Genomic DNA, 11,928 nt, shown 5'->3' on the forward strand with positions numbered 1-11,928 from the left:
CCCGGTCCCACCCGCGCCCACCTGCCCCGTTCGCCCGTATCCGCCTCCTCGGACACTGCCCAGGACGGGTGTGCCACCCGTAACGTGTGGCAGGACCACGAACACGTGGCGACGACACGGCACACCCGAAAGCGAGGCAGCACCCGATGCCCCCCTTCGATGTCCCCGAGGGTGACCCCTTCGGCCCGCACAACCTGCCGTACGGCGTGTTCTCCCTCCCCGGCTCCTCCCACCGGACCGTGGGCGTCCGGCTCGGCGACCACGTCCTGGACGCCGGCGCGGCGGCCCACGCCCTCGGCTCCCCGTACGCCTCCCTGCTCGCGCGGCCGACCCTCAACGCGCTGCTGGCCGCGGGCCGCACGGCCTGGTCGGACGTCCGCCGGGCGCTGACGGCGTGGGTGACCGTGCCGTCCCACCGCGAGACCGTCGCACCGATGTTCCACCCCCTGTCCTCGGTGACGCTGCACCTCCCCTTCGAGGTCGCGGACTACGTCGACTTCTACGCGTCCGAGAACCACGCCCGGAACGTCGGCCGGATCTTCCGCCCCGACGCCGAGGACTCCCTGACTCCCAACTGGAAGCACCTGCCGATCGGCTACCACGGCCGCTCCGGCACGGTCGTCGTCTCGGGCACGGACGTCGTACGCCCCTCCGGCCAGCGCAAGGCGCCGGCGGACCCGGCTCCGGTCTTCGGCCCGTCCGTGCGCCTGGACATCGAGGCGGAGGTCGGCTTCGTGGTCGGCGTGCCGTCCCGGATGGGCGCGCCGGTGTCCCTCGACGGCTTCCGCGAGCACGTCTTCGGCCTCTGCCTCCTCAACGACTGGTCCGCGCGTGACATCCAGGCCTGGGAGTACGTCCCGCTCGGCCCGTTCCTCGGCAAGTCCTTCGCCACGTCGGTGTCGGCCTGGATCACCCCGCTGGACGCCCTGGAGGAGGCCCGGGTGGCCCCGCCGGAGCGGACGCACGAGCTGCTGCCCTACCTGGACGACAGCGACGAGGAACCCGGCGGCTACGACCTGCGGATCAGCGTCGCCGTCAACGGCCACGTCGTCTCCGAGCCGCCCTTCTCCACCATGTACTGGACGGCCGCCCAGCAACTGGCCCACATGACCGTCAACGGCGCCTCCCTGCGCACCGGCGACCTCTACGGCTCGGGCACGGTCAGCGGCCCGGCGGACCGCGAACGCGGCTCCCTCCTCGAACTGACCTGGAACGGCCGCGACCCGCTTGAACTGCCCGACGGCAAGCGGACGTTCCTGGAGGACGGCGATGTGGTGACCCTGTCCGCCTGGGCCCCGGGGCCGGACGGGGTGCGGGTGGGGCTGGGCGAGGTGACGGGGCGGGTGGTGCCGGCCTGACGGCGCTCCAAGGGGCGTGCGCGACATCCCGCCGTGCGCCCGCGGGGCCGCCCGGATCTGGCCGACAGCGGCCCGGGTCTGGCCGACAGTCGCCCCTCCCGGCGCCTGTGATGCCGCTCGACTCCTGACTCACACCGCCCGGCACCGTCATACTGGGCTCGGGCGGTGTGCCCGCACGTGCGCGGTGCACGGCACGTTCGGGGCGCTCGCCGGTGTGCACGTGAGCCGCGTCACCGGTGCGTTCGGCAGCCGCCCTACCCCGCACGACCCGTAGCCGCCCCTCTTCCGACCAACCGGAGCCCGTGGCCATGACCGTCTGCCTGCTCCTGCTGAGCGTTGTCGCCGTGACGGCCGCCGTACCCGTTCCCCGTGCGCTGACCCGGGCCGACTGGCCCGAGCGGGAACCGGTGGTCGCGCTGTGGGTGTGGCAGTGCCTGGTCGCCACCGTCCTGCTGTGCTGCGTGACGGCACTCGCCCTGGGCGCAGCCGCCGTCTTCGGCACGGTCCGCGCCCAGCTCTTCGCCCCGGCCCCGCCCGCGGTGACGGCCGCGTACGACCTGTCCACCGCCCCGCCGGGGGCCGCCGCCCTCACCCTGCTGCTGGCCTGCGGTGCCGCCTGGACGACCGCGATGCTCGCGCGGGAACTCGTCGAGGCGCGCCGGCGCCGTGCCCAGGCCCGCGCACACCTCCGCGAACGCGCCCCCGACCTGCCGGCCGGACTGCCCGCCGCCCGCGGCCCCCTCCTGGTCCTGGAGGACGAATACCCCGACGCCTGGTGGATGCCCGGCAACCCGCCCCAGCTGATCGTCACCACGGGCGCCCTGCACCGCCTCACGGACCACCAGCTCGACGCCGTCCTCACCCACGAGCGCGGGCACGCCCGTGCCCGCCACGACTGGCTGCTGCACCTGTCCACCGCCCTGGCCACCGGTTTCCCCCGCATCCCGCTGTTCGCCCACTTCTGCGACCAGACGCACCGCCTGGTCGAACTGGCCGCCGACGACACGGCGTCCCGCCGCTGCGGCCACCTGACCACGGCCCTGGCCCTGATCGAGCTCAACCAGCACCGCGGCGTCCTGTCCTGCGCCTCCAGCCACCGCCTGCTGGGCGAGCGGGTCGACCGACTCCTGGAACCGCCGCCCCGGCTGGGCCGCCGGCACCGCGCCCTGACGACCACCACGGCCGCGCTGGTGCCGCTGCTGCCCCTGCTCATCGTGTTCGCGCCGGGTCTGACCGCCCTGTCGTAGCCGTACCGGGGCGGCGGCCGGTGGCGGATCTCCTGATCTGCACGCCGGAAGTCCAGCTCAGCAGCCCACCCGGTCGCGCTCCCGATGGCGCAACATTCCCGCAACACCACTTTTCCTATCGGGTAGGTATGGTCCGAGCCATGCCCAGCGACCGCATCCGAGACCACGCCGGCCAGGGAGCCGCGACCACCGTCGCCGCCCACCGCGCGCGGCGCCGGATGCGCGCCGACCGGGCCCGGCAACTGGCCGACCTGCTCCGCCGGCAACTGCTCACGGACGCCTTCCCCGACGGCACCCTCCCCCACGAGTCGGCCCTCGCCACCGACTACGGCACCAGCCGCAACACGGTCCGCGAGGCGCTCGACCTGCTGCGGGCCGAGGGCCTCGTGGCACGCCGGCCCGGCGTCGGCACCGTGGTCGTGGCCCAGAAGTACCCCCACGGCCTCGACCGTCTGATGGGTCTCGCGGAAACCCTCCGCGAACACGGCCGGGTCACCAACGAGGTCCGCACCATGGGCCCCGCCCCGGCACCCGCGCCCGTCGCCGGACGCCTCCACCTCGCGCCCGGCACCGACGTCCTCTACATCGAACGCCTGCGCCGCCTGAACGGCCTCCCCCTGTCCCTCGACCTCACCTACATCCCCCTCGACATCGGCACCGAACTGCTCGGCGCCGACCTGGAGAACACCGACGTCTTCCGCCTCCTGGAAGCCGTCACCGGCCGGCCCCTCGGCCACGCCGAGATCACCCTGGAAGCGGTCAGCGCGGACACCCACTCGGCCGCCGTGCTCGAGGCCCCGCGCGGTGCCGCCGTCCTCATGCTGGAACGCCTCACCCACCTCGCGGACGGCCGCCCGGTCGACCTGGAGTTCATCCGGTTCCGCGGCGACCGCATCACCATGAGCGGCCTGCTGCACCGGTCCGTCTGACCCACCCGTTCGCGCACACTCCTGGAGACAGCCATGCCCTTGGCGCCCCAGCGGGCCGACGTGCCCGTGACCATCGACGAGTCGAAGTGCATCGACGGCTGCACGCTCTGCGTGGACATGTGCCCGCTGGACTCCCTCGCCATCGACGAGCGCAACGGCAAGGCGTACATGCATGTCGACGAGTGCTGGTACTGCGGCCCGTGCGCGGCCCGCTGCCCCACCGGAGCCGTCACGGTCAACATGCCCTATCTGCTCCGGTGAGAGGCCCGAACCGCCATGAAACGCACAGCAGTCGCGATATCCGCCGTCGTCCTCCTGCTCCCGCTCAGCGCCTGCGGCGGTGACGCCGAGGCCGGCAGCGGCTCCACGGTCACCGTCACCGTCGGCTACCAGTCCAGGACGATCAACACCGTCACGGCGGGCACCCTCCTGCGCTCCCTCGGCTCCTTCGAGAAGCAGCTGAACTCCCTGCACGACGGCGTCCGGTACAAGGTGGACTGGCAGGACTACGCCACCGGCGCACCCATCACCGCCCAGATGACCGCCGGGAAGATCGACATCGGCTCGATGGGCGACTTCCCGCTGCTCATCAACGCGGCCCGCGGCAAGCAGCTGAACAGCCCGACCCGGCTGGTCTCGGTCACCGGCTACAACCTGCGCGGCGGCCTCAACACCATCGTCACCGCGCCCGGTTCGAAGCTGGGCTCGCTGAAGGACCTGAAGGGCAAGAAGGTCTCCACGAGCGTCGGCTCGGCCGCCGACGGCACCCTCGTACGGGCCCTCCAGCGCGCCGGCATCGACCCGGACAGCGGCATCGAGAAACTCAACCAGCAGCCCTCCGTCGGCGCCTCCGCCCTCGCGGCGGGCAGCACGAACGCGCTGTCGCAGTTCGTCGCCTGGCCGGGCCTGCTCACTTACCAGGGCAAGGCGAAGGCGATCTACGACGGCGCCCGGCTGGACCTGCCCACGTTCCACGGCGTCACCTCCCGCGAGGAGTTCGCGAAAGAGCGGCCGGCCGTGCTGGAGGCGTTCCTGAAGGCCCAGGCGGAGGCGACGGACTACCTGAACGACCACCCGGTGGACGCCGCCGAGAAGGTCGCGAAGGCGACGGGGCTGCCCGCCGAGGTCGTCTACCTCTACAACGGCGCTCACGGCATCGCCACCTTCGACCCGGCGATCAAGCCCCAGCTCGTCTCCGCGCTGAAGCAGGACGTCTCGGTCCTCAAGTCGGCGAAACTCACCGGCGACGTGGACGTCGACTCCTTCGTCGACGACCAGTACGTGAAGAAGGCCCTCGGGCCGACGGCGTACGCCGGGCGTCTCGCCACGAAGCCCGCACCGGCCGCGAGCGAGGCCTGGCCCAAGGGCGCCTCGAAGACCCTCACCTTCAACTCCCCCTCTCAGCTGCTGCGTTACGCGGCCGGGCACCGCGACGCCCTGCGCGCCGCCTACGTCCCCGACACCACCACCGGAACCCTCTGGTTCGCCGACAAGGCCGTGTGGGTGGCCGACGGCGACAAGCTGCTGCCCTTCGTCGCCCCCGACACCGCGCAGGCCTACGTCGCCGGGCACGGCGGGGCGCGGGTCGTCCCGTACGCCGACGCCCTGGAGCGGGCGTCGTGAGGCGCTCTGTGCTCCGCATGCTGTCGCTGGCCGCCGCCCTCGGCCTGTGGCAGGCGCTGACCAGCCTGAACATCGACCTGTGGCTGCGGTTCTCGCAGTTCCCGACGGTCACCGACGTGGCCCGGGCCTTCGCCGCCCGGCTGTCCGGGCCGGACTACTGGACGGACCTCACCGACAGCCTCACCCGGATCCTCACCGGCTTCCTGCTGGCCGCCGTCCTGGGCGTGGCCACGGGCGTGCTCGTGGCCCGCTCGCGTCTCGCCGAGGACCTGCTCGGCCCGCTGCTGGAGGTGGTCCGCCCGATCCCGGCCATCGCGCTCGTCCCCGTCGCGATCCTGCTCTTCCCCTCCAACGAACAGGGCATCGTCTTCATCACCTGTGCCGCCGCCTTCTTCCCGGTCCTGGTCTCGACCCGGCACGCGGTGCGCGCGCTGACCCCCACGTGGGAGGAGGCGGTGCGCACCATGGGCGGCGGCCGGTGGCGGATCCTCGGCTCCGTCGTCCTGCCGGGCGCGCTGCCCGGGGTGTTCGGCGGCCTGTCCGTCGGTATCGGTGTGTCCTGGATCTGCGTGATCTCCGCCGAGATGATCTCCGGCCAGTACGGCGTCGGCTACCGCACCTGGCAGGACTACACCGTCGTCGACTACCCGGGCGTGTTCGTCGGCATGGTCACCATCGGCTTGCTCGGCTGGGTCACCTCCACGGCCGTGGAACTGCTCGGCCGCCGCCTCACCCGCTGGCTGCCCCGCACCGCGTACGTCCCCGGCGTCCGGCCGCCCAGGCCCGCCCGGTCCGCCCTGCCCGTCCGGTCCGCGAAACCCGCGCCGGACGCCCCCGCCGCCGTAACGGGCGGGCCCGCATCCGAGGAGGCACGCGATGAGCACCTCGTCTGACACCGCCCTGAACACCTCGCCCGGAGCCGCCGCCGCGCCGGTCCGCGGCACCCGGCTCACCCTGTCCGGCGCCTCCCTCGGCCGCCCCGGCGCGCCCGCCCTGGACGGCGTCGACCTGGACATCGCCCCCGGCGGGATCCTCACCGTCGTGGGCCCCTCCGGCTGCGGCAAGTCGACCCTCCTGCGCACCCTGGCCGGCCTGCTGCCGCCGCTCGCCGGGGAGATCACCCAGGACGGGCACCCGCTGACCGGTCCCTCGGCCGACCGCGCCCTGGTCTTCCAGGAGGACGCCCTGCTCCCCTGGCGCACTCTGCGCGCCAACGTCGAACTCCCCCTCGCCATCCGCGGCGTGACCCGCGCCGAGCGCCGGGAACAGGCCCAGGCCTGGCTGGAGCGGGTCGGGCTCGGCACGCAGGCACGGCAGTTGCCGCACCGGGTCTCCGGTGGCCAGCGCCAGCGCGTCCAGCTGGCCCGCGCCCTGGCCGCCCGCCCCCGCGCCGTCCTGATGGACGAGCCGTTCGGCGCGCTCGACGCGCAGACCCGATCGGGCATGCAGGACCTGCTGGTCGAGGTGCTGCACGGCACCGGCGCGACCGTCGTCTTCGTCACCCACGACGTGGACGAGGCGCTCTTCCTCGGCGACCGCGTGGCCCTGCTCGGCGCGGGCGGCCTCGTCGCCGTACGGGACGTGCCACGCCCGCGCGAGCGCGGCGCGCACGACGACCCGGCGCGCCTGGCCCTGCGGCGCGACGTCCTCACCTCGCTCGGTACGTGAAAGGCACCCCGGTGACCACCTCCGTGAACCGCCCTGCGGACACTCCCCTGGCCGTCCCGTCCCTGAGCGACGCCGAGGAACTGACCTGCGACGTCCTCGTCATCGGCGGCGGCACCGCCGGCACCATGGCGGCCCTGACCGCCGCCGAGCACGGCGCGAACGTGCTGCTGCTGGAGAAGGCCCACGTCCGGCACTCCGGCGCGCTCGCCATGGGCATGGACGGCGTCAACAACGCGGTCATCCCGGGCCGCGCCGAGCCCGACGACTACGTCGCCGAGATCACCCGCGCCAACGACGGCATCGTCGACCAGTCCACCGTCCGCCGGACCGCCACGCGCGGCTTCGCCATGGTGCAGCGGCTGGAGTCGTACGGAGTGAAGTTCGAGAAGGACGAGCACGGCGACTACGCGGTCCGCCAGGTCCACCGCTCCGGCTCCTACGTCCTGCCGATGCCGGAGGGCAAGGACGTCAAGAAGGTCCTTTACCGGCAGCTGCGGCGGCGCGAGATGCGGGAGAGGATCCGCATCGAGAACCGGGTGATGCCGGTGCGCGTGCTCACGGCCGGGGGGCGGGCCGTGGGGGCGGCCGGCTTCAACACCCGTACAGGGCGGTTCGTCCAGGTCCGCGCGGGCGCGGTGATCCTCGCGACGGGCGCCTGCGGCCGCCTCGGCCTGCCCGCCTCCGGCTACCTCTACGGCACCTACGAGAACCCCACCAACGCGGGCGACGGCTACGCCATGGCCTACCACGCGGGCGCCGAGCTCACCGGCATCGAGTGCTTCCAGATCAACCCGCTGATCAAGGACTACAACGGGCCCGCCTGCGCCTATGTCGCCAACCCCTTCGGCGGCTACCAGGTCAACCGGCACGGTGAACGCTTCGTCGACTCCGACTACTGGTCCGGCCAGATGATGGCCGAGTTCGCGGCGGAGGTGGCGTCCGACCGGGGCCCGGTCTACCTGAAGCTGAGCCATCTCCCCGAGGAGTCCGTCTCCGCCCTGGAGACGATCCTCCACTCGACCGAACGCCCGACCCGCGGCACCTTCCACTCCGGCCGCGGCCACGACTACCGCACCCACGACGTCGAGATGCACATCTCCGAGATCGGCCTGTGCGGCGGCCACTCCGCCTCCGGCGTCCGCGTGGACGACCACGCCCGCACGACCGTCCCCCGCCTGTACGCGGCCGGCGACCTGGCCTGCGTCCCGCACAACTACATGATCGGCGCGTTCGTCTTCGGCGACCTGGCCGGCGCGGACGCGTCCCAGTACTCCGCGTACGAAGGGGAGTTGCCCGATGAACAGCTCCGGGAGGCGCACGAGCTGATCTACCGCCCGCTGCGCAACCCCGACGGCCCGCCGCAGCCCCAGGTCGAGTACAAGCTGCGCCGCTTCGTGAACGACTACGTGGCCCCGCCGAAGTCCGGTGCCCGGCTGTCGCTGGCCCTGGAGGCGTTCGAGCGGATGCGCGCCGACATCGCCGCGATGGGCGCCCGCACCGCGCACGAGCTGATGCGCTGCGCGGAGGTCACCTTCATCCGCGACTGCGCGGAGATGGCCGCGCGGTCCTCCCTGGCCCGCACGGAGTCCCGCTGGGGTCTCTACCACGACCGCCTCGACCATCCCGCTCGCGACGACGCGTCCTGGTTCCACCATCTCGATCTGCACAAGTCCCCCTCTGGTGCGATGGAGTTCACGGCCCGTCCCGTGGCTCCCTATCTCGTCCCGGTCGACGGCTTCACCCCCGTCGGCGGCCAGTCCCGTTTCCTCGGCGAGGTCCACGCCGAGGACGTGGCGACGGCGGGATCGCGGGATCTGGCACCGGTGGCGGCGCGGGACGGGGCGGAAGGCGCTGAGCAGGAGGGGACCCCGGGTGAGCGGTGCGGGTCCTCCGATCCCGCCCTGGAGCAATCCTCCGATCCCACCCCGGGGCAGTCCTCCGCCCGCCTCCTCGAACTCGTCGCGCTCGCCGATGAGGAGCCCGAACTCGCCGCCCTCCAGCCCTACCTGACCGACCCCGTGCCCGCGGTCCGGCGTGAGGCGGTCGCCGTGCTCACCGAGACGCTGCCGCCGGGGACCGGCCCCGCCCTCGCCGCCGCCCTGCGCGACACCGCCGCCGAGGTCCGTGCCACCGCGGCCGCGTCACTGCGCGAGCTCGTCGAGACGCTCCCGCCCGAGCCCGACCTGCGCGACGGCCTCGCCGCCGCCCTGGCCGAGCCCGACCCGGTGGTCCGCGCCGCCGCACTGGACGTCCTGCGCGCCCTGCGCCTCGGCGACACCGCCCTGTTCGCCCACGCCCTGACCGACTCCGATATCGCCGTCCGCATCGAGGCCGTGCGCGCACTGGTGTCGGTCGACGCCGCCGGCGAACTGGCCCGAGCGGCGGCCACCGACCCGTCCCGCGAGATCCGGGTGGCGATCGCCAAGGGACTGGCCACGGTGGGTGCGGAGCGTCTGGCGGATGACCTCCCGTCGAGCGCCGACCCCGCCGCCGACGCGATCGCCACGGCCCTCACGGGCCTCCTCGACGACCCCGACGCCCTGGTCCGCGCAGCGGCCTACGGAGCACTGGGTGCCACCGGCTGCCCGGCACACCTCACCGCGCGCGCCCTGGCCGCCCTGTCCGAGCAGGCCTGGCAGGTGCGGGCCGGAGCGGCAACAGCCCTGTCCGTCGCCGACCCCGCGCCGGCCGTCCCCGCCCTCGCCAAGGCCCTCGCGGACGCCAACGCCGATGTCCGCAAGGCCGCCGTGCTGGCCCTGACCCGGCACCGCGCCACCGAGGAGGCCCACGCGGCCCTCGCCACGGCCACGACGGACTCCGACGCGGATGTCAGGGCGTACGCGGCACGGGCGTTGTGACCGGCCCGGCTCACCACTCCCTATGACGTGGCCGGAGCCCGGCTCTATATCCAGTCGTCGGGCTCAGGCTCCGCGTCCATCTCCGGCCAGTGATCCGGCTCCCCCGCGTCCTGACCGGCGGCGGCGCGAGCCGGAGCCCGGCCGGACGCCTGGGCCGAGGGTGAGTCGCCCGCGGGAGCGGAGCCTGCCGGCCCGCCCAGCGACGCGAGTACCTCCAGCACGCCCTCCCCGTACGTCGCGAGCTTCTTCTCCCCCACGCCGCTGATCCCGCCCAGTTCAGGCACCGAGCCCGGCCACACCGTGGCGATCTCCCTCAGCGTGGCGTCGTGGAAGATGACATACGCCGGGACGCCCTGCTCGCGAGCCTGCTCGGCCCGCCAGGCGCGCAGCGCCTCGAAGGCCGGCAGCAGTTCCTCGGGCAGCTCGGCGGCGACCGTCTTGCCCTTGCGCTCGCCCCGCCCCGGGCCCGAGGACGACGAGGACCCCGACCGGGAGGTCACCGGCTTCTTCGGCTCCTTGCGCAGCGGCACCTCCCGCTCCCGCCGCAGCACCGCCCCGCTCGCCTCGGTCAGCACCAGCGTGCCGTACTCGCCCTCCACCGCGAGCAGCCCCTGGGCCAGCAACTGCCGGATCACGCCCCGCCATTCGCCCTCGGTCAGATCGTCACCGATGCCGAACACCGACAGCTGGTCGTGGTCGAACTGGATGACCTTGCCGGTCCGCTTCCCCAGCAGGATGTCGACGATCTGCACCGCGCCGAACTTCTGCCCGCGCTCCCGCTGCAGCCGCACCACCGTCGAGAGCACCTTCTGTGCCGCGACCGTGCCGTCCCAGGTCTCCGGCGGGGTCAGGCAGGTGTCGCAGTTGCCGCAGGCAGGCTGGTCCGGGTCCTGGCCGAAGTAGGCGAGGAGCTGGCCCCGGCGGCACTGGGCCGTCTCGCACAGCGCCAGCATCGAGTCCAGGTGGGCCTGGGCCCGCCGCCGGAACGCCTCGTCGCCCTCGCCCGACTGGATCAGCTTGCGCTGCTGTATGACGTCGTTCAGTCCGTACGCCATCCAGGCCGTCGACGGCAGCCCGTCACGCCCGGCCCGGCCCGTCTCCTGGTAGTAGCCCTCGACCGACTTGGGCAGGTCGAGGTGGGCGACGAAACGTACGTCCGGCTTGTCGATACCCATGCCGAAGGCGATGGTCGCCACCACGACCAGGCCGTCCTCCCGCAGGAAGCGGGACTGGTGGGCCGCGCGCGTCCCCGCGTCCAGCCCCGCGTGGTACGGCACCGCCTCGATGCCGTTGCGGCTGAGGAACTCGGCGGTCTTGTCGACCGAATTGCGCGACAGGCAGTAGACGATGCCCGCGTCGCCCGCGTGCTCCTCGCGCAGGAAGCTCAGCAGCTGCTTCTTCGGGTCCGCCTTCGGCACGATCCGGTACTGGATGTTGGGCCGGTCGAAGCTGGCCACGAAGTGCCGGGCCGCCGGCATGTTCAGCCGCTCGGTGATCTCCTGGTGCGTCGCCCGCGTGGCCGTCGCCGTGAGCGCGATCCGCGGTACGTCCGGCCAGCGCTCCCCGAGCAGCGACAACGTCAGGTAGTCCGGCCGGAAGTCGTGGCCCCACTGGGACACGCAGTGCGCCTCGTCGATCGCGAAGACGGAGATCTTCCCGCGTGAGAGCAGGTCGAGCGTGTTCTCCAGACGCAGCCGCTCCGGCGCCAGGTACAGCAGGTCCAGCTCGCCGGCGAGGAACTCGGCCTCGACCATCCGCCGCTCGTCGAAGTCCTGCGTGGAGTTCATGAACCCGGCCCGCACGCCCAGGGCCCGCAGCGCGGTCACCTGGTCCTGCATGAGGGCGATGAGCGGGGAGACGACCACACCCGTACCGGGCCTGACCAGGGACGGGATCTGGTAGCACAACGACTTGCCGCCGCCGGTCGGCATGAGCACGACAGCGTCGCCACCCGCCACGACATGGTCGATGACGGCTTCCTGCTCACCGCGGAAGGCCTCATAGCCGAAGACCCGGCGCAGCGCGGCCACCGCCTCGCTCGCGTCGGCGCCGAGGGGCCCGGCGGGGCCGCCGCCCGCACCGATCCCGGTCCCGCTCCCGGTCACCGCGTCCAGTTCCGTCATCACACCGTCCCGCCCGTAGCGCCCATCGTTGCGTCCCCCGTGCGTCGCGCCTCGACCACTGCGTCCACCATAGGCGCCCGCACCGACAGCCCCGGAGTTATCCACAGGCCGCCCCGAACGCC

General features: G+C 73.2%; 9 protein-coding genes. 8 read left to right on the plus strand and 1 reads right to left on the minus strand.

Annotation, left to right across the window (positions count from 1 at the left end; genetic code table 11):
- Positions 1 to 146 precede the first annotated feature (146 nt).
- The 8 genes from fahA to ACIBL4_RS08750 all read left to right on the plus strand — a co-directional run bounded on the left by fahA (position 147) and on the right by ACIBL4_RS08750 (position 9,683).
- Positions 147 to 1,358, plus strand: a complete 1,212-nt coding sequence (gene fahA / locus ACIBL4_RS08715) for a fumarylacetoacetase (protein WP_399407771.1) — start codon at positions 147 to 149, stop codon at positions 1,356 to 1,358.
- A gap of 308 nt (positions 1,359 to 1,666) precedes the next feature.
- Positions 1,667 to 2,605: a M56 family metallopeptidase gene (locus ACIBL4_RS08720; protein WP_399407773.1), complete on the plus strand. Its 939-nt coding sequence runs from the start codon at positions 1,667 to 1,669 to the stop codon at positions 2,603 to 2,605.
- A gap of 140 nt (positions 2,606 to 2,745) precedes the next feature.
- On the plus strand, positions 2,746 to 3,534 hold the full coding sequence (locus ACIBL4_RS08725) for a GntR family transcriptional regulator (protein ID WP_399407775.1): 789 nt from the start codon (positions 2,746 to 2,748) through the stop codon (positions 3,532 to 3,534).
- A 33-nt stretch (positions 3,535 to 3,567) separates the two neighbouring features.
- Positions 3,568 to 3,795 (plus strand): ferredoxin family protein, encoded by a 228-nt coding sequence (locus ACIBL4_RS08730; protein WP_003992261.1) that lies wholly within the window; start codon positions 3,568 to 3,570, stop codon positions 3,793 to 3,795.
- Between the two features lie 15 nt (positions 3,796 to 3,810).
- On the plus strand, positions 3,811 to 5,157 hold the full coding sequence (locus ACIBL4_RS08735; RefSeq protein ID WP_399407778.1) for an ABC transporter substrate-binding protein: 1,347 nt from the start codon (positions 3,811 to 3,813) through the stop codon (positions 5,155 to 5,157).
- Positions 5,154 to 6,050, plus strand: coding sequence for an ABC transporter permease (locus ACIBL4_RS08740; RefSeq protein WP_399407780.1), 897 nt, complete (start codon positions 5,154 to 5,156; stop codon positions 6,048 to 6,050). The genes ACIBL4_RS08735 and ACIBL4_RS08740 overlap by 4 nt, the downstream gene beginning before the upstream one ends.
- Positions 6,034 to 6,825: an ABC transporter ATP-binding protein gene (locus ACIBL4_RS08745; protein ID WP_399407782.1), complete on the plus strand. Its 792-nt coding sequence runs from the start codon at positions 6,034 to 6,036 to the stop codon at positions 6,823 to 6,825. Before ACIBL4_RS08740 ends, ACIBL4_RS08745 begins: the two co-directional genes overlap by 17 nt.
- 11 nt (positions 6,826 to 6,836) lie before the next feature.
- The gene (locus ACIBL4_RS08750) at positions 6,837 to 9,683 is read left to right on the plus strand and encodes a fumarate reductase/succinate dehydrogenase flavoprotein subunit (protein WP_399407784.1); all 2,847 of its coding nucleotides are present in this window, start codon (positions 6,837 to 6,839) and stop codon (positions 9,681 to 9,683) included.
- Between the two features lie 44 nt (positions 9,684 to 9,727).
- Here the strand turns inward: ACIBL4_RS08750 and recQ are convergent, their stop codons facing one another.
- Complete coding sequence (gene recQ / locus ACIBL4_RS08755) at positions 9,728 to 11,806, minus strand: DNA helicase RecQ (protein WP_399407786.1); 2,079 nt, start codon at positions 11,804 to 11,806, stop codon at positions 9,728 to 9,730.
- Positions 11,807 to 11,928 lie beyond the last annotated feature (122 nt).

The sequence above is a fragment of the Streptomyces sp. NPDC050416 genome, assembly GCF_044458845.1.
Classification (GTDB): Bacteria; Actinomycetota; Actinomycetes; order Streptomycetales; family Streptomycetaceae; genus Streptomyces.

Excerpts from the sequence above, each read along its gene's own strand:
- fahA (WP_399407771.1), top strand. The coding sequence starts at position 147 with ATGCCCCCCTTCGATGTCCCCGAGGGTGACCCCTTCGGCCCGCACAAC.
- ACIBL4_RS08720 (WP_399407773.1), top strand. The coding sequence starts at position 1,667 with ATGACCGTCTGCCTGCTCCTGCTGAGCGTTGTCGCCGTGACGGCCGCC.
- ACIBL4_RS08725 (WP_399407775.1), top strand. The coding sequence starts at position 2,746 with ATGCCCAGCGACCGCATCCGAGACCACGCCGGCCAGGGAGCCGCGACC.
- ACIBL4_RS08730 (WP_003992261.1), top strand. The coding sequence starts at position 3,568 with ATGCCCTTGGCGCCCCAGCGGGCCGACGTGCCCGTGACCATCGACGAG.
- ACIBL4_RS08735 (WP_399407778.1), top strand. The coding sequence starts at position 3,811 with ATGAAACGCACAGCAGTCGCGATATCCGCCGTCGTCCTCCTGCTCCCG.
- ACIBL4_RS08745 (WP_399407782.1), top strand. The coding sequence starts at position 6,034 with ATGAGCACCTCGTCTGACACCGCCCTGAACACCTCGCCCGGAGCCGCC.
- recQ (WP_399407786.1), bottom strand. The coding sequence starts at position 11,806 with ATGACGGAACTGGACGCGGTGACCGGGAGCGGGACCGGGATCGGTGCG.